The organism is Planococcus beigongshangi, from assembly GCF_016820495.1.
GTDB classification, from domain to species: Bacteria; Bacillota; Bacilli; order Bacillales_A; family Planococcaceae; genus Planococcus; species Planococcus beigongshangi.
On sequence record NZ_JADHDU010000001.1, the window covers coordinates 376690 to 401167 of the forward strand.

Here is a 24478-nt window from a genome sequence, read left to right on the forward strand (position 1 = left end):
GGGATTTTCCTCTATTTTTACTTAGAGCTACTGAATAATTTTTCCAGCGAGTATTGTTCTCCGAAGAGCAGATCATACTGTATCAGTTCATACATGCGTTTCGTCGCTTCTACGTCGTCTGGTGTGACTTTGTAAAGATTACCGGCAACGTCAAGTTTGATGGCGTTCGTGTAGCCCGGCATTTGGGATTTGAAATCTTCAAGAATATAATGGTAGAGCGGCTTGTCGATCCCTGCTACATCTAATATTAGAGGGGAAAGGAAAGACGTGCTAATGGTTCCGAGCTCTGGGATTTCGGCATCGTAATTAGTCCAGACCGCCAGCGGTGTAGTTTTCATTTTCAGCTGATCCTCGAGCCCCCAATTCGTTTCTCCGGCACCATCCGGTACATAGCCAGTCTGTTTGAAGAAAGCATAGTCATGGCCGATCGCTGGCAGATGGTCTCCGAAAAAGACAACGACTGTCGGTTCATTCGAGGTTTCATAATGCTCTATTAAACTCTTCAGCGCTGCATCTGCATCCACGACTCCTTGTGAATAAGCGCGGATCAACGGATCGAAAACTGGTTTGACTCCTTCAGGCATTACTGTTTCTACAGTATAATCCTCGTACTTATCTGCTTCATAGCCTGTATGGTTTTGCATAGTAACGGCATAGATGAAACTTGGCTCTGTGCTTGCCTCGATTTCTTCTATGATAGTTTCTGTCACTTGTTGATCCGAGACAAACGGACCTTTATAGACAGGGTTCTCAAAACCATCAATGTCAATGAATTTGTCGAAACCAAGATGTTTGTAAACTTCCTCCCTATTCCAGAACCATTTAGGATAAGGGTGGATTGCTGTTGTTCGGTAACCGAGGCTATTCAGGTAGTTTGGCATGGCTGGAAGTGAATCCTTGATATATTGCTGGTATGGGACTGAGCCTGGCGGGAGGAACATGTTGGAAAAGCCGGTCAATACTTCGAATTCCACATTGCTGGTGCCTCCACCAAAAGTAGGCGACAGAACTTGGCCTTTCTGCAATTCTCTTACAGTCGGCATTGGATCTGCAGTGAACTGCATTCCTTCGATTAAAGTAGGATCCCAAAAGGATTCACTCATGATGACGATGATATTCGGCTGTTCCAAACTTTCTCTGACCTCATAATCCTGCTCCATCTCTTGCAGATCATCTACAATTTCCAAGATATTATTTTCATTGTAACCTCTTGGCGCCAAAACTATAGCACTCTGCATATTCAACAAAAACGTCAGAAGGAAACCATTTGTCTTGTAATTGCGGCTTTGGTCGAATGTCATGTTCGTGACGCCTGCTTCTTTCAGGGTAGCTTCCGCTTCAGGAATTGAGCGGTAGAAGATGAAAATACTTAAATAACCGGTTCCGAGAACTACAAAAAGCATTCGCACCCAAAGGTTCAATCGTATCCATCGCTTCGGTTTCTTTACGATGAGAAATGCGGAAAAGGCGGAAATAATAATTAGGACAGAAATAAACACGATGATTACCTGTGTCATATTTATGGCATCGTAAAGATTAGGCAATAAATTCAGTACATTATTATAAAGCATCAAGTCCCAAGGGTATAAGAACTCTCCAAGAAAGCTGAATTTATAAAAGCTGAATACGGCAAGGAGAAATACGATTACATTCGTTAGTAAGAAACTTATGAAATAGCGATTGAATATACCTAATAATACGATGAATAGACTGAAAACAATCATATAGTTAAAGAAAAAGGCTTCTTTATTTTCGCTTCGCCAAAGAGCCCGTTCTTCATAACTTTCGTTTAAATAGGTTTCAATACCATTTATCAGTAAATAAAAATAAACCATGGTGGCAACCATTACCAGCACGGGTTTATAGCTCCATTTGATTTTCATCCCAATCACCTCAAAGATCCATCATTCTATAAGCTTTAAATTATAAAAGTAATTAGAACGTTATGTCTATAAAGTATATGTCATGTTTCTTGAGCACGCAAATTGATGTAGATATTACGAGGTATCATGTCTCTTTGGGATTCCTGGATATATTAATACATTACTCAGGAATCTATGAATTTTATACAATAAAACAAGCATTTATGATATGATAGCTTAGTTAATGTTTGAATTTAAAAGGAGAACATGTCTATGAAAATTGCAGTATTATTGCCCTGTTATAACGAAGAAATGACGATTGGCAAAGTGATTGATGACTTCAGAAGAGAGCTTCCTTCTGCCGATATTTACGTCTACGATAACAATTCAAAAGATAAAACTACCGAAGTTGCACTCGCGCACGGAGCAATTGTCCGGCAGGAACCGCGTCAAGGGAAGGGAAATGTAGTACGTTCCATGTTCCGTGAAATTGATGCGGATGTTTACGTTATGGCGGATGGAGATGATACATACCCTGCTGAATTCGTCCACAATATCATTAAGCCGGTAATTGACGGTGAAGCTAACCTTGTAATTGGCGACCGCCTATCCAATGGGACTTACTTTAATGAAAATAAGCGGAAATTCCATGGATTTGGCAATACGCTCGTTAAAAAACTGATAAACAGCTTATATAAGAGCCAAATCACTGACATAATGACCGGTTACCGGGCATTTGATCGCTTGTTCGTTAAATCATTCCCTGTAACAAGTCCTGGATTTGAAATTGAAACTGAGATGAGTATTCATGCTTTGGATAATAAGTTTCTCATCAAAGAAGTAGCGATCGATTATCGCGACCGTCCAGAAGGAAGCGAATCGAAACTTAACACTATCCAGGATGGCATTAAAGTCCTGCGGATGATTTTTACATTATTCAAAGATTATAAGCCATTATTATTTTTCAGTTGCTGGGCAATCTTATTTTTCGTCCTCGGACTGGCTGCTGGTGTTCCGGTAATTGTGGAATACATTCGGACAGAATTTATCACACGGGTGCCATCAGCCATTCTGGCTGTCGGATTGATGATGCTCTCTACGCTTGCATTCGCTTGCGGATTGATATTGGATACAGTTGCCGGGACTCACAGGAAACAATTCGAACTTGAATTGATCCGGATCAGCGACCGTGTGAAAGGTGAGAAACTCCATTGAAAAAGACGTACCTGACAGGTGCTGCATATTTTGTTGCAGCACTTTTCCTTGCATTTACGGCCATTTTTTATTTTCAGCCAATCCGCGATGCCCATCCTGTACTAATCGGAGCAGTCGTACTTGTTCTTTTTGGGCTTTTTCTTTATATACATCCTTTTTTATGGGCGATCCGGGAGTGGCCAAAAGGTAAAAAAGTCAGCTTAGCTATATTTTTACCATTGTTTTCAGTATTGGCCGGGCTGAGCTTGCTTGGCAACCAGTATTATCTGGATGATAATCATTGGCTATTAAAAATTGCAGTATATATTGGCTTATTTATTTCTGTTGCCGTTATCGTTATGGCTTTCATCAAATTGATGCTTCATATCAAAGTGCCGCAAGGTGAGCAGCAGATTTCTCCATTCTATGTGATCCTGTACATGCTGCCGATGCTGACATCTTCTCTTTTGATGTTCTTTGCGTTTTATCCAGCCGCTATGACACCGGATTCGCTGTCTCAATGGGAAGAATCTGGAACGAAGGGTTTTTCGAATTGGCATCCGGTCATGTTCACTTGGCTGATTATGTTCCTGCGGCAAATCTGGGATAACCCAGGCGTAATCGTATTGATGCAGTCGGTTGCACTGGCTCTCACTGTGGGCTATATGGGTTATATAATGAAGCGATTTAAAGTGAATTCGTGGATAATTTGGGTTGTTTTAATCGTCATGGCTCTTATCCCAGTCAATGCCATCATGTCGATTACGATTTGGAAAGATATACTTTACAGCACTTCACTGTTTTTCTTTTCCATGCTGATATTCCTTATCGTCAAAACGAAAGGAATGGAAGCGAAAAAAGTTTCTTTCATTCTTATATTCTTGCTGGTTTCCTTCGTGCTTGTATTTTTCCGCCACAATGGCTTCCCGGTTTTCCTGATTACTATGATTGCAGTTCTGGTCATGTACCGTAATATGTGGCGACAATTGCTGCCAATGGCACTTGGAATCATCATCCTTCACCAGATCATTACGGGACCGGTTTATACAGCGCTGGATGTTACCCCTTCGGATCCCCAGGAGGCCCTCAGCATTCCGACACAGCAAATTGCAAATATTGTTGTCAATGATGGTGATATGACTTCTGAACAGCGTGATTATATTGACAGTATTCTGCCGCTTGAATTATGGCGGGAAAAATATAATCCCGTAAATGTCGACCCGATAAAGTTCTCTTGGGAAGAATATGACCGGAACGTAATTTATGATGATTATACCGGTTATTTTAAACACTGGGCAGGATTGGTGGTACAAAATCCATCTCTGGCAGTTGAAGCTTTCTTAAACCAAACGTCTCTGGTATGGCAGATGCGGCTTCCGGATGATGCTGTGATGAGCCGCTACGTCACCAATATTTATCATGGCAATCAATTCGGGCTAGTCAATAAAGTTATTTATGAAGACCTTACACTTTATATGCGGCAATATCTTGAGGTGGATACCGAGGCGGAAGAGTACCTCTGGCGCCCGGCGGTATACCTTTTCTTGATGACTTTATTCATTTACATCACTTATTTGCGGAATAATTGGAGAGTATGGTTAATCCTGTTGCCGATTTCCTTAAATACAGCCGCAGTTATGGCGACCATGCCTGCGCAGGATTTCCGATATTTGTTCAATACCTCTCTTTTTGTATATACAGCTTTCCTGATAAGCCTGATTAATTTTTGGCCTAAAGGCGGTCTGGACAATGAATAAACCGGAAAAAACAGCTCCGATCGGGATTTTCCTGATGATAGCGGCAGCTGCTTCGACGGCAACCGGTCAATTGTTCTGGAAACTGTCTGATGCGATATTGGACATACCTATGCTTTTGGGTTTTATTCTCTACGGTATGGGCGCAGTCTTAATGACTACTGCTTTTCGGTTCGGCAGATTATCTGTGCTTCATCCGTTGATGAGCTTAGGATATGTAATTGCAATTTTCTATGGCGCAGCATTTTTGAATGAGGCGGTCACTCTCAATATTTCACTCGGTACATTGCTGATTTTAGTCGGGGTTATTGTCATAGGGGGTGAGGGCGATTAACATACTTCTGATTTTGCTCCTCATAGTGATGACATGGATCGGTGCTTTTGGTGGCTATTATTTAAAAAAAGCTTCCAGCTTCAATATCAATCTGGAACGCAAGGAATTTATGCTGAGGCTTATGTTCGGCGCTTTTCTGTACGGAGCCAGTGCCATCCTGAATATACTCGCTTTAAAGTTTTTGCCCTATACAGTAGTATTCCCGTTAACTTCGATTACGTATATCTGGACGATGCTCATTTCCTTTTTTCTTTTGAAAGAGCGGATCAGTGGGCGGAAGATAATTGGCGTACTTCTGATTGTGACAGGAGCATTTGTATTGGTAAGTTAATAGTTCAAAAATCCAGCCTTGAGATATTCCCTCATGGCTGGATTTTTTATTTTGGACAGTAAATTTTATGTAATAAAGTGAAGAAAAAGAATATATGCCTGAGTCATCCATTTTATAGAGCATAAATATTCATTTAAAATTCAGAATTTTCAATGTAAAAAAGAAGGAATCATGATAAAATAATTTGGTAAGAAAAAAATGGAGGAGTGAAGCGATGAAAAAGTTGTTTGTACTTTTTATTATGCTCTTATCTTTTGCCTTGGTTCTGCCAGTTTCCGCTGCAATTGATGTACCGAAAAATCATCAGTTTGCTGATGAAATCGAATATTTAATGGATAAAGGAGTAGTCCGCGGGTATCCTGATGGCACATATAGACCGAATGTTCCTGTAACCCGAACCCAAGCAGCAGTTATGATCGGCCGGCTGATGAAGCTTGATGACACAAAAAAAGCGACACCGTTCCGTGATGTCCCGGCTGCACATCGTGCCAGCGGCTATATAGCGGAAGCTGCTAAAGCGGGTTATATCAAAGGTTCTGAAAATGGAAACTTCCGTCCGAATGATCCGATCATCCGGGGTGAAATGGCGCTGATTTTAGAACGGGTCTTTAATCTGGAATTCGTCTCCAGGTCGTTTACTGACGTTCCTGAAGACGCTTACTATGCCATGGCAATCAGAAAGATTTCAGCTGCCAATATTACAAAAGGTTATCCGGATCACACATTCCGTCCTCGCCAGAATGTGACGCGCGGCCAATTTGCCGCTTTCCTTTCGCGTGCATTGGAACCGGAATTCAAGAATGATGCAGTCATCGAAAACTCTTATCAAAAAGATAAAACCAAAACCTATGCGTATCAATCGGCAGATGGCGGAACTGCAGTCCACCGTTTTGTGGATGTTCCGGACCGGAATGGTCTGAGAATGGGCTTCATGTGGACGGTTGAGACTAAGGGCAACAGCTATGAATATTTCGAAATGGAAGATCATCAGGTGTTTGCTATTGGCTATCCTTATTCCGAATTTGATATCCAACTGGTTTACCCGGTCCAGGTCGGTAAAACTTTTGAAGTCGGTTTGGGAGATGATCCTGTCGAGTACACGATCACCGGCATCAATAAAACCGTGGAAACTCCTTACAGGACATTCACGGATGCGACAGAAGTGACGATTCGGGGAGGCGCTAAATATTATATGGCCGAAGGATATGGCACAGTCAAATCCATCAATGCCCAAGGGGTTGTAGAAGGTGAACTGGTAAGTGTAAAGTAGGCTGATTATAAAAAACAAATAAACCGTATCCCGGAAGCTGCAGAGATACGGTTTATTATTTTGGAGATTTTACGATTCAAGTCAATTGGCGAAGAGCCTGTTAACCGACAGCAACCGTCTTCTTCAATTCCTGGCCCAGCAATTTCGCCAATTCCAGCATGCCGTATTTCCCGGCAGCTGCTTCTGCGTCCGAATTGTAATTCGTATTGGTGTTGACGTCGTATGTGAAGATTTCTCCTGCAGCGTTGCGGATGAATTCGATGCCTGCCACGGCGATATCGTTCCGGCGCAGGAATTCTTCATATTTCGCGATGATCGGATCATCGAATCCGTCGACAATCTGGAATTTCGGTTTCTCTTCAGGCTGCTCACCGACAGGGCAGAACAGGTCATCGATGCGGCAGGCATCTGCCGGCCATAACTCAAATCCTTCGGAGGTATCCACTTGCACCGCGTAGACGAATTTTCCTCCGACAAAATCATCCAGGCTCAAATTGCTGATGGGAATATCCAGTATCATGACATGGTTATGAGTCATTACAATCCCCCTTCTTGGAAACAGGTATGATGAATTTTTATAGTTGATGGAGACCAAAGGGCAGCAGGCGATTATCAATTATCTGTGATTTTAAAGCCAAGATTTGAATTTATTGTTGTGTAGAAATTGAATATCCGTTTGTCATATTCGACCTGTTCGGGTCGAAGAATACTGAGTTTCCGGTAAACATCATAGCGTATAAATATTAAGAAACTGGCGCTAGGCAACTTTTCAAGTGTTGCAGCCGGAATCGCGATGCTGCTGTTGCCGTCGGAATCCGGGTGGAAAGGAAAGGCGATTTCTTCGTTTACATCCCTTCGGTTACGGAATACGAGTTCTTCGATTTTTTCAGTTTCTTCACCAAAGGTCTTCACACTCAATTTATAGGAATCCCCTTCAAAATAACCGCTCTGATAAATGGCAAGCAACGGCACTCTGATATGCTCTGCTGATGTAGCGGTAAAAGGGGTTTGCATATATGGAAGAGTGTCTTTTACAAGATACTGCTTTAACTTTGTTTTTTTATTCCAGCGAATTAGGTCCTCCATCAGCTGGAAATTGTCTTCTATGAATAATTGATGAAGAGTCCGGTTGAAGGTATGGAAAAAATTGTCAGATACCCCGTAATTCAAATCTGTTGCAGTCTCCAGGACTTTCCGGTATTTGGCGAAATAGTTCTCTTTGTTTTTGTTTTTCAGGAAATGTTGGCGGTCAAATAGGCGTGTGATGCAATCGAATTCATAAAGCTGGTTCAAAATCATTTTCTTCTGGTTTTCCGGCAGATTTTTTGCTTTACATAATTAATCACTTGGATATTGGCATCCGTTTCTTCCATAACCGTCGTTTTACTTGTAAGAGAGTTATCGTTTTCGTCCAGCCGATTGAAAAAATAAATGACCTTTTTAGTCGTGGAAATGGTTGGGCAATGAATCAGCACATCGATGAAGAATTGCTTGTCTTCCGCAAATTTCAGATGCGGAAAGCGGATATTTTGATCAATCAGCAGCTGTCTTTTCATTATCCGGGCAGTCTGACCGAGATGCTGGAAAATATGTTTGATGGAAAAAGGGGAAACACTTCTTCTTTCATAGAAAGCAAAACTCCTTCAAATAGACTGACTATTCAGATTTTAATATATCTATTTTCGGTAAATGGGTTTATGATAAAGGTAAAGGAGGAGGATTAATTATGGAAGCAACATTTGCGCTGATTCCCATGCTGATCCTTTCGCTGATTGCCGTAGCCGCTATCCTGGCTTATTTTTCCTTCATCAATGGCCGAGTAAATAAAGCGGATTTGTTTAATGAAAGGGTTTGAATAATCCAGAACCAAAGACCTGAAATCCTAGGATTTCAGGTCTTTTTATTTTTGGAGATTTATCGTTCATATAAAGCGGCTTTTGTATATTGGACCATTACAGCCCGTCAAGTCTCCGCCAATAGATGCGTTGATGGTTATACTGGGAAGTCGTGGTCGAATAAGGTCATTATTATAATGTTCGCTATGGGATCTATTTTTGAAATGAAATTGACACTGGTGATTCAGTTTTTACTTTCATTTCGAATAAGTGGGCTGAAAAAATTTGTAAGAGTAAAGCAAACCCAACTATAAGCATAAAGTCTTGGTAACAAAAAATAATTTTAGAATTATTAGAATTTTTAGTCCAAAATATTATGACATAGGGTATAATGGAGTAGAAATTTAGAAAAATAATGTTTTTAAAAGTTTACTTATGTAAATGTTACTATGATTCTTTTAGAGGAAGGATGAAATAGGATGGAGAAGAGGCTGGATATACACGGAATTATCGGAATATTAAAAAAACGTTTCAAGTTTATTTTGTTCTTTACTTTTTTTGGAGCAGTCATCGCAGGAGTTATTTCTTATTATGTTCTGATACCAAGCTACGAGACCTCGACACAAATACTTGTCAATCAGCAGACGCAGGGGACGGGACTTACGAGTGATGCAGCTGTTCGATCGGATTTGCAATTCATCAATACCTACAACGAGATTATCAAGAGTCGCGTGATTATGGATATCGTCATCGATCAATTAAATCTGGATATTAACGCCAGAGAGTTGACGTCCATGATTTCTGTCTATTCTTCCTCGGAATCCCAGGTCATAAATATAGGAGTGCAGAGTCAGGATCCGGAACTGGCAGTGCTGATAGCGAACAGGGTGGCCGAAGTATTCCGGAATGAAATAACTGGTATCATGAACGTGAATAACGTGACTATCCTGTCTCCTGCTGTGATGGAAGAGGATCCTGTACCGGTAACCCCTCCTCCGTTATTAAATATCCTAGTTGCGGCTATTGTAGGATTTATCTTTGGAGTTGGGGTGTCATTCTTGCGGGCTTATCTTGATACAACCATTAAAGATGAACAAGATATTGAGGAAGTGCTTAATGCTCCGCTGCTGGCTGCTATTTCACCGATATATGAAAAAGGACACTTTCAGCAATCGCCCGAAAAGAGTTGGAAAGAAAAGGAGGCATGAATAAGGATGGTAAAGAAACTTAAAGGAAACCGTGCAGCGAATAAGTTAGTGGCTTATACAAGTCCGCGGTCGATGGCGGCGGAGCAATTTCGGACATTAAGGACCAATATTAATTTTTCTTCCCCGGACGACGTGATTAAGACGATCGTCGTCACTTCAGCTTCCGCTGCTGAAGGGAAATCTACGACAGCGGCGAATCTTGCTGTGGTTTATGCTCAGGACGGGAGGAAAGTGCTGTTGGTAGATGGCGATATGAGAAGGCCGACTGTACACCTCACTTTCAATATTCAAAATGTGATTGGTCTGTCGAATCTTCTGACCCGGCAAAACAGTTCAGAAAATGCAATCAGATATTCAGGGATCATAGGGTTGGATTTATTGCCTTGTGGACCGTTGCCGCCGAATCAGGCTGAATTATTAAGTTCCAAATCAATGGATAAACTGATCCAAAAACTGAAAGGCATATACGATATTATTATTTTCGATGTTCCGCCAATACTGTTGGTTACAGATGGGCAGTTACTTGCGAATAAATGTGATGGTTGCATCCTGGTTGTAAATTCAGGAACCACGGATAAGCGTAAAGCACTTAAAGCAAAAGATGCTATAACAATGTCCAAAAGTAAATTGATTGGGGTTGTGCTCAATAATTTTACAGTTTCAAAAGAGCATATTTATTATGCGAATTAATGTGGAATCATAAATATCTGGAGTCTGAATTGAGGGATGTCATGAATATATTAATCGTTTCTACAGGAAAGTTCGATTTGGACGGAATCACAAATGTTATCCTCAATTATTACCGGGCACTCGATAAGTCGGGTATGCATATTGACTTCGCTTTTCCTAATGAAATCAGGAAGGACTTAAGGGAGGAATTGGAAGCTGGAGGCAGTGTGATCCACCGGATTAAAGGGAGGAAGAAAAAGCCGCTTACCTATATGAATAAGCTGACGAAACTTATTAAAGAGAATAAATACGATATTGTACATGCTCATGGCAATAGCTGCACACTGGCTTTAGAGACTTATGCGGCTTACCGTGGCGGAGCGAAAGTACGGATACCGCACAGCCATAATTCGACCAGTAACTTCAAATTTGCCCACTGGACATTGAGGCGGTTATTCCATGCTACTTACACCCATGGCTTTGCTTGTGGGAAGTTGGCGGGTGAATGGTTGTATGGTGGAAAGCCTTTCGAAATTATCAACAATGCCATTTTTCTGGATGATTTCAAATACAATGCAGAGGTGCGGAAAGAATACCGGAACAAGTATCATTTCGCGGGGAAAAAGGTTGTGGGCCATATCGGACATTTTACTTTTCAAAAAAACCAGGATTATCTTGTGGAAATATTTAAAAGTCTGGTCATGAAGGATCCTGATTACAGACTGCTTTTGATCGGCGATGGCGGCTTGAAAAGTGAAGTTGAAAAGAAGGTTCAGGACCTCGGCCTTGCAGATAAGGTGGTATTCACGGGGAAGAGTATGGAGATTCCAGAATTGCTCCAGGCAATGGATATCATGGTTATGCCATCCCGTTTTGAAGGAATGCCTTTGACTTTGGTGGAAGCCCAGGCTGCCTGTTTGCCTTGTCTGATTTCGGATGAAATTTCGAGAGAAGCTGAAATTACCAGCCTGGTAAAATTTTCATCTTTAAAAAGCAGTCCGGAAAACTGGGCGAAACAGATTTTAGAAATGAGTATAGTGGATCGCGAAGAGCTGAAATCTGTCATAGTGGAGCAGATTAATAATAAAGGCTATAACATAGTGGTAAATTCTGAAAAGATGAAAGCTCTTTATGTCTCTTATTTAGAAGAGCAACAATAAGTGGAATTATTGCTTTGCAAGAAAGGTCCTAAGGGAAAACCGATGGCAATATTGGGAGGTGCTTTAATGTGCACCTTGTAAAAAGCAAAGGGCAACTAATCTGCAAAAAGAAAAGTTGCCTGGAGTTTTTTTGAATGATATTGATCTGCCTGTTGCGGTCAACGAACCGGTAAGAGTGAATCTAAGCGGTATGCAGGAAAGAAATCCGCATCTTCGGCTGAACCAGCAATTTTGCATAAATAATCATAAATTTGTTCATTCCATATTTTATGGCCGGCATAATATTCGAAATCAGTATTTCTGCCAAATTGTTTTTTGAATTGGTAGAGCTTGTCGTCAGGTTGGCCAGTTCTGCCGCCACCATCATGGATAAGCCGATAGCCGTTTTCTTTGCCCCATTTCGCTAAGGCATACTGGAGGATATAAGCAGGTGATAAATGATGATAATCCGCCAAAGTACCGGATAAATAAGTGTGGATGATTCGATTGTAAGCGATATTCAAGCCTGCTCCGATCACTTTTCCATTATGGAGGACTTCGATCAATACAGCATGTTTTCCAAGTAAAGAAATGAAGTTTGAGAAAAATTTTTCATCAAAAAAATAGATGGAGTCTGCATTGTTTCGCTCCATAGTGGAGTGATATAAGGCGATAAAGTTTTTTAAGCATTTCGGTTGTTCGATGATATTGTAAGTGACGCCAGCGTCTAAAGATTTTCTGATGTTTCTCCTGCAGGATTTAGAGAACTCGTTTTGTATCGGATCTTCAAAATCCTTGAGATTTGTACCTGTGGTTAACCTCCTGAATGAGAGTTCATATACATGCTTAAAATCTTTCGCGTTCTCTAGAACTGGATGAAAACGGATGAATTCACTGACGATATTATTATCGATGCAATATTTTTGGAAGGCTGCTTCAAATGACTCGACCAAGTTTTGTTTCTTATTTTCAATGAACTCCGTAATGATGGGGCCTCCATATCCATATGGAGATGTCAGGTCATAGTATATAATGCCATTTACTTTAAGTGGGATCTCTTTTTTTATGAATAGTTGTCTGATCGAACCGAAGGAGCTTTTGAACTCATATACTTCACACCTGCCTCCTTCAATCTCTTCATATAAGCAGCCATATGCTTTCCTGGAAAAAATATCATCCAATATCATAACCTCTTTTCTTATAATAGTTTTTATTAATCATATACTAGCTATTATAAGACCATATCACTAAAAAATCGACAAATTATTTAAAATATTCATAAATTTCGGAATATAATCTAGTTTTGTGTAATTTTTTAAACTTTTAAGAATCAATAATATGATTGTTAAATTTCATTTTAGAAAAAAATATAGGAGTAAAGAAAGGGTAACTTGTTTTAAATTATCTAAATTATCTGTCAATAAAATATAAATGTATGTTAGAATGTTTTATATGTCAAAAATATAAGCATTAAGTATCGGGAAAAGATTATTCATTCTTTAAAAATATCGATTTGTATGATTTAAGGACCATTTTCAAGTTTCTGATAATATTTTACATTTTTCATGAAGGAGACGAATTGATTTGGAAAAAGAAATTATCGTAAGCATAGACTGCGCTAGTTATAACCATAAAGATTATATAGCCCATACGATTGAAAGTTTTTTAATGCAAAAAACAAGTTTTCGATATGAAATACTCATTCATGATGATGCATCTGATGATGGGACCGCAGAAATCATTGCTGAATATGAGAAGGAACATCCTGATTTGATAAAAGTTATATACCAGACAGAAAATCAGTATTCGCAAGGGGTAAGAGTAGAACAATTCAATCATGAGCGGGCAACAGGGAAGTATATTGCTATTTGTGAAGGAGATGATTATTGGACGGATCCATATAAATTGCAAAAACAGGTGGAATATATGGAGAAACATCCGGAATGCAGCTTATGTGTCCATGGAGCAAATCGTGTTTCTGCAGTTACAGGTGCTGTACTTTCCCGGATAAGGCCAAGGCGCGGGGATGGTCTTCTTTCAATGGAAGAAGTGATTGAGGGAGGAGGGGCATTTTTTGCAACCAATTCGATGATGTATGTAAAAGATAAAGTTCTGTCTTTGCCTTCGTTTTATGAAGATACCGGAGTGGGTGATTATCCGCTTACTATATACTTGGCCCACAAGGGAACAATTTATTATATCGATGAAATTATGTCAGCATATCAGGTTGATGTAAAAGGCTCATGGACAGAGCGTGAATTCTCTCAAATACCGAAAAAAATAAGACATTATGAAAAAATTGCAGTTATGCTGGATGAATTCAACCGATTTACAGACTTCAAATACAGTGATGCCATAAAAAGGGCGAAAATGCGCAACCATTTTTATCTTTTGCTGGAACAGCGGAAATTTCTTGAATGCTTTAAAGGAGGTTACGGGGAGCTTTATTTAAAATTTCGCTTTTTAAGCAAAGCTGTCAAGAAAAGGGTTTTTAATTTCCTTTAAATCTATATAAATCCTATTCATTAAGAAGTATAACCAGTTTCAAAGAGAGAAGGTGATTACAGTGATTAAAGAAAATTCTTCTGGAAGGGCGATTCAAGTAACCAGGTCTTCTTTGCCGCCATTAGATGAATATATCGAAGAAATCAGAGATCTATGGGATAGCCGGTGGCTGACAAATTCTGGAGTGAAACACAACGGCTTAGCAGATGCTTTGTCGCGCTACCTGAATGTCCCGTATACGGCGCTCTTTACGAATGGCCATCTCGCCCTGGAAAATGCGATAGCTGCGTTTGACTTGACGGGGGAGGTAATTACCACGCCATTTACATTTATCTCAACTACCCATGCCATTGTAAGAAACGGTTTGGAACCGGTGTTCTGCGACATCGAATCAGACCATTTCACAATGGATCCTGCAAAACTGGAAAGCCTGATAACAGATAGAACCTCAGCTATAGTACCAGTTCATGTGTATGGACATCTATGTGATGTAATAGAAATCGAGAGAATTGCAAAGAAATATAACCTTAAAGTTATATATGATGCTGCACACGCTTTCGGTTCCGCTGCCAAAGGAATTGGTGCCGGGAATTTCGGGGATGCTTCTATGTTCAGTTTTCATGCAACCAAAGTTTTTCATACAATCGAAGGAGGGGCAGTGACTTCAAAGGATCCGCAGCTCATAGAAAGACTGAATTATTTGAAAAATTTCGGTATAAATGACGATGGCGGTGTGGAATCTATCGGAGGCAATAGTAAGATGAATGAATTTCAGGCAGCCATGGGCTTGTGCAATTTACGTTATGTAGAAGACTCTATTTTGAAAAGAAAGATGATTTTTGAAAGGTATACCGAAAATTTAAAGGGAATTCAGGGAATCAGGTTGCCGCAAGCCCAAAAGGATGTAAAACCGAATTATGCTTACTATCCGGTAGTATTTGAAGATTACAAATATAACAGGGATGAAATTTATAAGAAACTTGCGGACGAAAATATATTTGCCCGTAAATACTTTGCTCCTCTTACGAATCAAATGGTCTGCTATCAAGGGCAATACACGGAAGCGGTTACGCCAAATGCTGAATATATCTCGGAAAGGGTGTTGACTCTTCCTTTATACGCTGAGTTATCGCTTGAAACAGTAGATGAAATTTGTATGTCCATTAAACGATAGGGGGAAATGGGGATGAAAGGAATTATTTTAGCAGGTGGAACAGGGACGAGACTCTATCCATTGACAAAATCGATTTCGAAACAAATGCTTCCCGTTTATGATAAACCGATGATTTACTATCCGCTTTCGGTTTTAATGCTGGCAGGAATAAGGGAAATATTGATCATTTCTACTCCTCGTGATATTGCTGGTTTTTTAAGTTTATTAGGAAATGGCCAGAAACTAGGGATAAAGCTCGAATACGCGATACAGGAAGAACCGAATGGACTTGCTGAAGCGTTTTTAATTGGAGAAAGTTTCATTGGCGATTCATCGGTGGCTTTGGTACTGGGGGATAATATCTTCTATGGTTCCGATTTCGGTAATCGGCTGCAAGAATCCTCAGGTTTGACTAAAGGCTGTGTTATTTTTGGTTGTCATGTTGCTGATCCCAGAGCATATGGAGTAGTAGAAGTGGACGAGAACATGAAAATTCTCTCTATTGAAGAAAAACCGGACAAACCAAAATCATCCTATGCAGTTCCAGGATTATATTTCTTTGACAATCAGGTAATTGAAATTGCGAAGACGATAGTACCCTCTGAGCGAGGGGAAAAGGAAATCACTTCTGTAATTGAAGAGTACAGGAAAAATGGTGACTTGGAAGTCAATATTATGGGCAGGGGACTCGCTTGGCTGGATACAGGAACGCATGAAGCGCTCTTAGAGGCTTCAAACTTTGTTGAGGCGATACAAAAAAGGCAGGGGTTGTATGTAGCTTGCCTGGAAGAAATTGCCTACAGAAGAAAATATATTAACCGCAATCAATTATTGGAGCTGGCTGAGCCGTTAATTAAGACAGATTATGGAAAATATTTAAAGGATATCGCGGAGGAAAAAGTACTTCAACCCAACTCATAATAAAGGAGAAGAATATGAAAAAAATATTGATTACTGGTGGAGCGGGGTTCATAGGCGGCAATTTCATTCATTATATGGCTGATAAATATCCAGAATATGATTTGGTCAATCTTGATCTTCTGACATATGCAGGTGATGTTTCCAAACATGAGAAACTTGGAAAAAACAGTAATTACACTTTTTATCAAATGGATATTGCGGATCGTGCATCTGTTTTTCAGCTTTTTAATGAATCTGCATTTGATTATGTGGTTCACTTTGCTGCGGAAAGCCATGTTGATAGGTCAATTATTGATCCAAGTGTATTTATTCGGACCAATGTCCTTGGAACCCAGGTACTGCTAGACGCTGCGAGAGAATCAGGAATCGAGAAATTTTTGCACGTTTCAACCGATGAGGTATATGGAGAATTGGATTTTGAGACGGATAATCTGTTTACAGAAGATATGCCGTTAAATCCGAACAGTCCCTACAGTGCCAGCAAGGCGGCTTCAGATTTACTGGTAAGAGCTTATCACGAAACTTATGGTATGCCGGTCAATATAACCCGCTGTTCAAATAATTATGGACCATATCATTTTCCGGAAAAATTGATACCCCTGGCAATCTCGAATGCTTTAAATAACCAGGCAATACCTGTGTATGGAAGAGGCAATAATGTTCGCGACTGGTTGCATGTCCAAGATCATTGTTCAGCTATTGACCTGCTTCTGCATAAAGGTGAAGCTGGAGAAGTTTATAATATTGGCGGACACAATGAAAGGACAAACCTGGAAGTTGTCCAGACAATTATTAAAGCTTTAGACAAAGAAGACAGTTTGATTGAATTTGTGGCAGATCGCCCGGGGCATGATAAGCGCTATGCAATTAACCCATCAAAGCTGGAAAAAATGGGATGGAAACCGAATTTCGACTTTGATACAGGTATCAATGAGACGATCCGTTGGTATCAGGACAACAGAAAATGGTGGGAACGGTTAAATAATGATGAACAGCTGGCTCAGAAAACTTTATCTGTAACAAAATGAGTCATGGAGTATTGTAGTTGCAGCTGAAATAAGGTGGTGAATGTCATTGGCTATATTGAGTGATGGAAGTCTCGATTCAGCGAGATTTAGAGGAAATAGGAAGGATCGGAAATTAGGTAGCGAATCTTCATTTTTAACTAGTAAACTGTTTATTTTCTATATGTTATGGCCAATCATTATCACGCCGAAAGAAGTGCAATTTGTTGTGTTTACAATAATTGCTCTCGTGTTATTGGCGAAACATGAAATATTTTTTGATTCTATAAGTTACTTTCTCTTTTCTTATATATTGGTATACGCCTTATCCATTTCCTATAACCTTATTCAAAACTCCTATGAAATGACCCGTATTCTGGCTACAGTCAATTCATTTGGAATCTGGATAATAGCGTTTATCCTGTTTTTGGTCTACAAAGAAATCGACTTAAGAAAAACGGATTTAATCAAAATCATCTTTGTGAATTATTGTATTTTGTTAGCGGTTTGGGCTGTCAGTGCAATCTTATCTTCACTTACAGGCCTAACTAGAATCAGATTTATGGGCAGTGAATTGTATTATAGCGAAACATTCAATGGAGATGTTGTTGTCAGGTTTGTAAGTTTTATGGAATATCCGAATTTGGTGATCATGTTCTGTATTTTCTTTTACCCGTTTTTTTATTTGCAACTGCGCAAGTTCAGCAGCAAGATTTTCCAGGTAACATTAATGGTGGCAGGTGTCCTGCCTGTAGTGAGTACTTATTCCAGAAGCGGTTATCTGGTATTTTTTTTAATTGTTGCTTTAGCTACGGTCTATTTGATTTACAGATTTTCAAGCCGTGAAATCTTTCTGTTTTTGGCCTGTGCCATTCTTGCGGTTGCAGTTCTTGTTTTTACTTACACCAATTTGACGGAAGTAGTTATATTGAAATTGGAGGAATTGGCAACTGCACGTGCAGGAAGCAATGACAGCCGGCAGATTCTTATTGCGGAAAGCTTCAGTCAGGCATGGGATAATTCACGCTGGATTGGCATGGGCATCAAAGATGCATCCTCTATCGGATATCCCCTGGGTTCGCATTCGACACTGCTCGGTTTTTTTTATAAGACCGGCATAGTCGGTTTTCTGCTGGGCTGTATGTTATTGATCCAGATTAATTTTAAATTGCTATTGTTGACTGGTGACTTAAGCCGGATGCTTTTGCGCATTGCGATTATCATGATGCCGTTTTTATTTATAGTTGAAGACATGGATGGCTCAAATTGGCTTATAGTGATCTATTTTATCTTTGTGGGACTGCTATTGAACGATAAGATCTGGGAGACTGATGGATTGCGATAAGGCAAAGCAGCACTAAACGTCTGGAAATCAATTGATAAAACACGGATAAAGGATGATGAGTATGAATAAATACATCGAAAAAGATTTATTCCTTGGAACTATGAATGAACTGTCATCACATATTCTAACCAATACAGACAATAGGAAGAAAAAAGCTTATTACGCAATGAATCCGGATTGTATGCTGAAATATTGGAAGGACAAAGAATACAACAGGATTATTAATCAGGAAGACAATCTGGTATATATCGATGGGATGGGGATCATTTTCTCGCAGAAATTACTCAAGCTGCCGGTAGGGCAAGAACGAATTGCTACGACTGATCTGTTTCCGGCTTTACTGAAGAGGGCGAATGAACAAGGAGGCAGAAAAAGGGTCTATTTACTTGGCAGTAAAGGGGATACCGCTGAGCGGGTGAAAAGGAATTTCATGTGGAAATACCCTAATGTTAATTTTGTCGGCACACATCACGGTTATTTTGACAAAAAAGACAGCCAGTCCGTAATCAGTCAAATTAATGAAAAAGATGTGGATATTCTGTTTGTTGGATTTGGGAATCCCGAACAGGAAAAGTGGGTAGATGCAAATTATGATGATTTGAAAGTTACGACGATTATAACGTGCGGTGGTCTTTTTGATTATTATTCAAATAATGTCAAGAGAGCCCCGCTTTTTTTACAGAAAATCGGAATGGAGTGGCTGTTCAGGTTGCTGCAGGAACCAAGAAGGCTTTTTAAGAGGTATGTATGGGGAAATTTAACTTATATATATAAAATAGCTCAATTGAAAATCATCAAATAAAGATTGCATAATCTATGGCGTATTAATCTTATCTTGCTTTGAAATTTAAGTAATGACCGCACGGAAACACAGAGAGTAAGATATCAGGCAGGCAATTTTGCCTTAAGGGGACTGAGTAGCATGCATGCCAAAGTCATACAATTTGCAGAGAGGCCATTCATACGTAACGTAATGATGTTAGGAAGTGGATCAGCAGCTGCCCAATTGATCACACTTCTCTTATCGCCGTTTATCACCCGGCTCTATGGTCCTGAAGCATATGGCATGATGGGTGTATTCATCTCTTTCACTTTCATCATCATCCCTGTTGCTGCAATGACATATCCCGAAGCCATGATACTGGCGAATAATTCAAATGAGGCAAGTGGATTGGCGAGAATTTCTATGATTTGTTCACTTGCAGTAGCAAGTGGTATAGGTCTGCTTCTATTTTTATTCAATAAAGAAGTAATAAGCCTATTTAATCTGCAAGGGATAGGGAATCTGCTTTATCTTATTCCCGTTATCGTCATTTTTTCAGCCTATCTGGAAATTATTGAATCCTGGCTAGTCCGGACAAAGCAGTTTGGTGTAAAAGCGAAAGTGGAAGTCGTCCAGGCTTCCTTATTGCAGGGGAGCAGGTTGGGAATCGGCTCTTTCTATCCACTGTCACTGATACTGATTATTTCCTGGTCGCTGGGGATAGCAGGAAAAGCATTTCTTTTATCGAGTTTCTCCTCAAATGAAAAAAAATTAAAGTTTTCCTGGAATCTGAATCAGGGAACATCTTTGAAAAAAATAGCTATAAGTTACAAAGACTTTCCTTTATTAAGAGCACCTCAAACAATTTTATATGGAATTTCTGAGGGGCTGCCGGTGCTTCTGCTAGCCGGTTTGTTTGGGCCTGCTTCAGCAGGGTTCTATTCGATAGGGAGAACGGTATTGAGTATGCCGACGAACTTGATCACCCGTTCAGTAGGAAGTGTTCTATATTCCAAGTTTGTGGAAACGGCAACTAATCATGGAGATCTGAAAAAGATTCTTTTGAAATCTACATTGGCGCTTGCCGCGATAGGAGCATTTCCATTTGGCATCATTTGCTTATTCGGACCTGAAATTTTTGTATTGGTTTTCGGGCCGGAATGGCTGATGGCCGGTGAATATTCGAGATGGATCGCAATTTGGGTATTTTTCCTCCTAATTTCAAATCCCAGCAGAGAGTTGATGCCTGTATTATCTTACCAAGGTTTTCATTTGAAATTTACAATTTTGTCATTGATTACCGGCATTTGCAGCTTGGGGTTGGGAGCTTACATTTTTGCAAGTGAAATAGCGGCACTTGCTATTTTCGGTATTTCTGCTGGTATCTTAAATCTAATGTTCATCATTATCACGGTATTTCTCTGTAAAAATTTTAAATTTCAAGAAAGAGTATAAAATAAGTTCTAATTACCTACTTTATTAAATGAAATTTAAATATTCAGAAAAATTACTTTTATTTTAGGACTATAGATGTTAATATTAAGTAAATTGATAGACTTATTGTACTGTAGAGCTCAAATTCATTGGAACAATCGAAATCATGATATGAAAGCCATTTAATACTTTTGGAAAAGGTACTTCACAAAAGGAGGATATTATAATGGAGAGAAAAATTACGAAAGCAATCATTCCGGCTGCAGGATTAGGGACACGTTTCCTGCCTGTAACAAAAGCGATGCCAAAAGAAATGCTTCCGATTGTAGATAAGCCGACTATACAATATATTGTGGAAGAGGCGGTTGCTTCCGGGATAAAGGACATAATTATTGTAACCGGAAAAGGGAAGCGGGCAATTGAAGATCATTTCGATAAAAATTTCGAGCTGGAAGAAACCTTATTCAGAAAGGGTAAGTTCGATCTATTGGATAAAGTCAGAGCATGTTCGAATGTTGATATCCATTACATCCGTCAAAAAGAGCCGCGTGGATTGGGACACGCAGTATGGACGGCACGCAATTTCATCGGAAATGAACCTTTTGCCGTCTTGCTAGGTGATGATATCGTTCGTGCAGAAAAACCGTGTCTTAAACAATTGATTGAGCAATATGAAGAGACACATTCTTCCGTTATAGGTGTTCAGCAGGTACCGGAGGATCAAACACACCGTTATGGAATTATTGAACCGAGTTCTGTCAACGGACGTTGTTATGGCGTGAAAAATTTTATTGAAAAACCGAAAGAGGGCACCGCTCCATCAAATCTTGCGATTATGGGACGCTATATTCTGACGCCTGAAATTTTCAGTATTCTGGATAACCAGGAGGTTGGAGCAGGAGGCGAAATTCAATTGACAGATGCTATCCATCAATTAAATAAAATACAGAAAGTCTGTGCGTTTGATTTTGAAGGAAAACGATATGATGTGGGGGAAATGCTAGGGTTTATTCGCACAACAATCGAATTTGCGCTGGACAGTAAAGAATACGGGACGGATACAGTGGAACTGATGCAAAATCTATTACAGCAACGGGCAATGACATCTCTGATCTGACAGAGCGAAAAAATGTTTTATTACATTAAAGTGGAAAGCCTTTTAAGCCGAAGGAGTGGGTTGCTTTGAACAGTTCAGCTCCAGCCGTAAGTGTGGTTATTCCAACTTACAATAGGGCCCAATTTATAGAAAGGACTATCAATTCTGTGCTTCAACAGACATTTGGGGATTTTGAAATCATTGTTGTTGATGATGCATCGAACGACAATACAGAAGAAGTGGTGAAGAATATAAACGATAGCCGGATCAGGTATGTAAGGCTGCCGAATAATACCAATGGGACCAGACCTAGAAATTATGGAATTGAACTGAGTACAGGGAAGTTTATCGCTTTTTTGGATTCTGATGATGAATGGATGCCGGAAAAATTGGAGAAACAATTAAATTTCATTCTTGCTTCAGTAAAGGGGATTGACAACATTATGTGTTTTACGGGACTCGTATTGGACGATGAATTTTCCCGTATAACAAAAAGAAATAAACCCTATATTAACGGAATGGATATTATGAGTTATATTTTTCTGGGTGGGAATACTGTTCAAACAAGCACATATATGGTTTCAAGTTCGCTTGCGAAAGCAGTTAAATTCGATTCTGACTTGCGAAAACATCAGGATTGGGATTTTTGCTTACGACTGAGAAATAATCGTGCCGAGTTCCTTTATCTAGATGAATGTTTGTCAATTTGGCATGTTGGTAATAGAAAGGACAGGCTCAGCAACGCCAACTCAAACGGAAACAGTTCGTTGGAATGGCTGGAAAGTAAAAAGGGCCAACTCTCTTTATCAACTCAGAGCATCTTTCAGCTTATAGTAACGGTAGATGATCTGGTGATGAAAAAAAAATATAACAGAGCAGCATTATTAGCGATCAAAAGTTTAGTCAAACGGAAAATAGGTTTCTTTGCTTTTCTTAGAATTACAGCCAGAATAGTCTTGCCAAGCCATCTACGTTCAGAAATCAGCAGTGTTCTCTCCAGATTTTAGTATGACTTGGTTCTATTCATTCTCGGAAAATTGAATATGAAAAATCCAGCCAAGAGAGAATCTCTCACGGCTGGATTTTTATTTTGCTACATCGTTAAATCGTCCACCGGTCATTGATGATCGCAACCAATACCCGTTTTCCGCTGCCGTCCTTCTCGAATACCATATTCAGGATTTGCCAATCCATCTGATTATACTGGGCTGTGCCTGGGAAATAGAATTCGATGATGGTTGCTGCCGGATACAGCTGATGGATAAAATCATAAGTGGTGGGCTGCATAGTGCGTCCATATTGAGTTTTGGCATTATATGACGCATCCATCAGATATTCATCGTAATATTCAGCAGGCGTTAAACTGATTTCAAAACCTGTATCGTCTTCATATCCCCATAAATAATCATTGGAGTTGGTCATGAAGCCGGGAAGCTGTGCTTTCGTGAAATAAAACCGTGGAAACTCCTTACAAGACATTTACGGATGCGACAGAAGTGACAATTCGGGGAGGCGCTAAATATTATATGGTCGAAGGGTATGGTACAGTCAAATCCATCAATGCCCTGGGGGTTGTAGAAGGTGAATTGGTAAGTGTAAAGTAGGCTGATTTTAAGAAAACAAATAAACCGTATCCCGGAAGCTGCAGGGATACGGTTTATTATTTTGGAGATTTTACGATTCAAGTCAATTGGCGAAGAGCCTGTTAACCGACAGCAACCGTCTTCTTCAATTCCTGGCCTAGCAATTTCGCCAATTCCAGCATGCCGTATTTCCCGGCCGCTGCTTCTGCATCCGAATTGTAATTCGTATTGGTGTTGACGTCGTATGTGAAGATTTCTCCTGCAGCGTTGCGGATGAATTCGATGCCTGCCACGGCGATGTCGTTCCGGCGCAGGAATTCTTCATATTTCGCGATGATCGGATCATCGAATCCGTCGACAATCTGGAATTTCGGTTTCTCTTCAGGCTGCTCGCCGACCGGGCAGAACAGATCGTCGATGCGGCAGGTATCTGCCGGACATAACTCGAATCCTTCCGAAGTATCCACCTGCACTGCGTAAACGAATTTTCCGCCGACAAACTCACAGCGCGTGATGAACGGTTCCGGCGCCTGGATATATTCCTGGATCAATGTGATGCCGTCGATCGATGGCTCAAATTCACCGCCGTCCAGATATTCTTTTAACGCTTCGATAGAATGAAACAGGCGGACGCCGAGCCCCTTGCCAGCGCGGTTATGCTTGGTGATGAAGGAAGGAGCGTCCAATTTCTCAGCGGCTGCAATAATCCCTTCGCGGCCATTCGCCGCAATCGTTTTCGGCGTCCGGATTCCTGCGGCGTTCAGCGCCATATATTGATTCACTTTGCTGACTTCCAGGCGTAGTGCGCGCGTGCCATTGAAAATAGTCCGATTGTGGTGTTCAAGCCATGCGAGCAGCGTATCCGCCATTTCCGGTGCGAAACGGTGTCCTCTCGTGTGGGAAGAGGCACTCATCCGGCTGTAAAAAACACCTTCAGGAGGTGTCGCGTTCAAATCGACCACTCCCTCGTTGATAAACCAGTCTTCATAAGGCAATTGAAGTTCGTCCAGCCGCTTGAATAGATGCGTCGTCCATTCTTCGTTTTCATGGATTACATATATTTTCTCAGTCATTTCAC

General features: G+C 40.3%; 25 protein-coding genes and 1 pseudogene. 19 read left to right on the plus strand and 7 right to left on the minus strand.

From position 1 onward, the window contains the following. Positions 1-17: 17 nt before the first annotated feature. Complete coding sequence (locus IQ294_RS01720) at positions 18-1883, minus strand: LTA synthase family protein (protein ID WP_203332290.1); 1866 nt, start codon at positions 1881-1883, stop codon at positions 18-20. Positions 1884-2135: 252 nt separating this feature from the next. Here IQ294_RS01720 and IQ294_RS01725 point away from each other — a divergent pair, with 252 nt between their 5' ends. The 5 genes from IQ294_RS01725 (at position 2136) to IQ294_RS01745 (ending at position 6745) form a co-directional block, all read left to right on the plus strand. Continuing rightward, positions 2136-3077, plus strand: a complete 942-nt coding sequence (locus tag IQ294_RS01725; RefSeq protein ID WP_203332291.1) for a glycosyltransferase family 2 protein — start codon at positions 2136-2138, stop codon at positions 3075-3077. Beyond that, entirely contained in the window at positions 3074-4813 is a 1740-nt protein-coding gene (locus IQ294_RS01730) for a DUF6020 family protein (protein WP_203332292.1), read from the plus strand. The genes IQ294_RS01725 and IQ294_RS01730 overlap by 4 nt, the downstream gene beginning before the upstream one ends. Then, complete coding sequence (locus tag IQ294_RS01735) at positions 4806-5144, plus strand: EamA/RhaT family transporter (RefSeq protein ID WP_203332293.1); 339 nt, start codon at positions 4806-4808, stop codon at positions 5142-5144. The genes IQ294_RS01730 and IQ294_RS01735 overlap by 8 nt, the downstream gene beginning before the upstream one ends. Further along, a complete protein-coding gene (locus tag IQ294_RS01740; protein WP_349291315.1) occupies positions 5131-5475 on the plus strand; it encodes an EamA family transporter in 345 nt (114 codons plus the stop codon). The genes IQ294_RS01735 and IQ294_RS01740 overlap by 14 nt, the downstream gene beginning before the upstream one ends. A gap of 214 nt (positions 5476-5689) precedes the next feature. Continuing rightward, complete coding sequence (locus tag IQ294_RS01745) at positions 5690-6745, plus strand: S-layer homology domain-containing protein (RefSeq protein ID WP_203332294.1); 1056 nt, start codon at positions 5690-5692, stop codon at positions 6743-6745. Between the two features lie 100 nt (positions 6746-6845). On the opposite strand, the pseudogene IQ294_RS01750 reads toward IQ294_RS01745, so the two are convergent. The 3 genes and pseudogenes from IQ294_RS01750 to IQ294_RS01760 all read right to left on the minus strand — a co-directional run. Beyond that, positions 6846-7226, minus strand: a pseudogene (locus IQ294_RS01750) (alpha-L-glutamate ligase); the annotation flags it as partial. A gap of 131 nt (positions 7227-7357) precedes the next feature. Further along, positions 7358-8038, minus strand: a complete 681-nt coding sequence (locus IQ294_RS01755; protein WP_203332295.1) for a hypothetical protein — start codon at positions 8036-8038, stop codon at positions 7358-7360. Between the two features lie 2 nt (positions 8039-8040). Beyond that, positions 8041-8301, minus strand: a complete 261-nt coding sequence (locus IQ294_RS01760; RefSeq protein WP_203332296.1) for a hypothetical protein — start codon at positions 8299-8301, stop codon at positions 8041-8043. Positions 8302-8471: 170 nt separating this feature from the next. On the opposite strand from IQ294_RS01760, the gene IQ294_RS16400 reads away from it, so the two are divergent. The 4 genes from IQ294_RS16400 to IQ294_RS01775 all read left to right on the plus strand — a co-directional run bounded on the left by IQ294_RS16400 (position 8472) and on the right by IQ294_RS01775 (position 11617). Further along, positions 8472-8600 carry a hypothetical protein gene (locus tag IQ294_RS16400; RefSeq protein WP_255536166.1) on the plus strand — a complete coding sequence of 43 codons (129 nt, stop codon included), beginning with the start codon at positions 8472-8474 and terminating at the stop codon, positions 8598-8600. A 459-nt stretch (positions 8601-9059) separates the two neighbouring features. Beyond that, positions 9060-9788: a YveK family protein gene (locus IQ294_RS01765; protein ID WP_203332297.1), complete on the plus strand. Its 729-nt coding sequence runs from the start codon at positions 9060-9062 to the stop codon at positions 9786-9788. Between the two features lie 6 nt (positions 9789-9794). Beyond that, positions 9795-10478: a CpsD/CapB family tyrosine-protein kinase gene (locus IQ294_RS01770; protein WP_203332298.1), complete on the plus strand. Its 684-nt coding sequence runs from the start codon at positions 9795-9797 to the stop codon at positions 10476-10478. 41 nt (positions 10479-10519) lie between these two features. After that, entirely contained in the window at positions 10520-11617 is a 1098-nt protein-coding gene (locus IQ294_RS01775; RefSeq protein ID WP_203332299.1) for a glycosyltransferase family 1 protein, read from the plus strand. Positions 11618-11775: 158 nt separating this feature from the next. On the opposite strand, the gene IQ294_RS01780 is transcribed toward IQ294_RS01775, so the two are convergent. Further along, the gene (locus tag IQ294_RS01780) at positions 11776-12783 is read right to left on the minus strand and encodes a GNAT family N-acetyltransferase (protein ID WP_238942584.1); all 1008 of its coding nucleotides are present in this window, start codon (positions 12781-12783) and stop codon (positions 11776-11778) included. A 397-nt stretch (positions 12784-13180) separates the two neighbouring features. On the opposite strand from IQ294_RS01780, the gene IQ294_RS01785 reads away from it, so the two are divergent. The 9 genes from IQ294_RS01785 (at position 13181) to IQ294_RS01825 (ending at position 22824) form a co-directional block, all read left to right on the plus strand. After that, positions 13181-14101, plus strand: a complete 921-nt coding sequence (locus tag IQ294_RS01785) for a glycosyltransferase family 2 protein (protein WP_203332301.1) — start codon at positions 13181-13183, stop codon at positions 14099-14101. 61 nt (positions 14102-14162) lie between these two features. Beyond that, a complete protein-coding gene (locus IQ294_RS01790; RefSeq protein WP_349291316.1) occupies positions 14163-15275 on the plus strand; it encodes a DegT/DnrJ/EryC1/StrS family aminotransferase in 1113 nt (370 codons plus the stop codon). 12 nt (positions 15276-15287) lie between these two features. After that, the gene (gene rfbA, locus IQ294_RS01795; RefSeq protein WP_203332302.1) at positions 15288-16175 is read left to right on the plus strand and encodes a glucose-1-phosphate thymidylyltransferase RfbA; all 888 of its coding nucleotides are present in this window, start codon (positions 15288-15290) and stop codon (positions 16173-16175) included. 14 nt (positions 16176-16189) lie between these two features. Then, positions 16190-17203 (plus strand): dTDP-glucose 4,6-dehydratase, encoded by a 1014-nt coding sequence (rfbB, locus tag IQ294_RS01800; RefSeq protein WP_203332303.1) that lies wholly within the window; start codon positions 16190-16192, stop codon positions 17201-17203. Between the two features lie 46 nt (positions 17204-17249). Next, positions 17250-18524, plus strand: coding sequence for an O-antigen ligase family protein (locus IQ294_RS01805; RefSeq protein ID WP_203332304.1), 1275 nt, complete (start codon positions 17250-17252; stop codon positions 18522-18524). A 61-nt stretch (positions 18525-18585) separates the two neighbouring features. Then, positions 18586-19326, plus strand: a complete 741-nt coding sequence (locus tag IQ294_RS01810) for a WecB/TagA/CpsF family glycosyltransferase (protein WP_203332305.1) — start codon at positions 18586-18588, stop codon at positions 19324-19326. Positions 19327-19446: 120 nt separating this feature from the next. Then, the gene (locus tag IQ294_RS01815; RefSeq protein ID WP_203332306.1) at positions 19447-20742 is read left to right on the plus strand and encodes a lipopolysaccharide biosynthesis protein; all 1296 of its coding nucleotides are present in this window, start codon (positions 19447-19449) and stop codon (positions 20740-20742) included. A gap of 205 nt (positions 20743-20947) precedes the next feature. Continuing rightward, positions 20948-21838 carry a UTP--glucose-1-phosphate uridylyltransferase GalU gene (galU, locus tag IQ294_RS01820; protein ID WP_203332307.1) on the plus strand — a complete coding sequence of 297 codons (891 nt, stop codon included), beginning with the start codon at positions 20948-20950 and terminating at the stop codon, positions 21836-21838. Positions 21839-21903: 65 nt separating this feature from the next. Continuing rightward, on the plus strand, positions 21904-22824 hold the full coding sequence (locus tag IQ294_RS01825) for a glycosyltransferase family 2 protein (protein WP_203332308.1): 921 nt from the start codon (positions 21904-21906) through the stop codon (positions 22822-22824). A gap of 94 nt (positions 22825-22918) precedes the next feature. Here the strand turns inward: IQ294_RS01825 and IQ294_RS01830 are convergent, their stop codons facing one another. Next, the gene (locus IQ294_RS01830) at positions 22919-23239 is read right to left on the minus strand and encodes a hypothetical protein (RefSeq protein WP_238942585.1); all 321 of its coding nucleotides are present in this window, start codon (positions 23237-23239) and stop codon (positions 22919-22921) included. 35 nt (positions 23240-23274) lie between these two features. Here IQ294_RS01830 and IQ294_RS01835 point away from each other — a divergent pair, with 35 nt between their 5' ends. Continuing rightward, positions 23275-23421: a hypothetical protein gene (locus tag IQ294_RS01835; RefSeq protein ID WP_203332762.1), complete on the plus strand. Its 147-nt coding sequence runs from the start codon at positions 23275-23277 to the stop codon at positions 23419-23421. 101 nt (positions 23422-23522) lie between these two features. Here IQ294_RS01835 and IQ294_RS01840 read toward each other — a convergent pair whose 3' ends face one another. Next, on the minus strand, positions 23523-24473 hold the full coding sequence (locus IQ294_RS01840) for an ATP-grasp domain-containing protein (protein ID WP_203332309.1): 951 nt from the start codon (positions 24471-24473) through the stop codon (positions 23523-23525). Between the last annotated feature and the right edge of the window lie 5 nt (positions 24474-24478).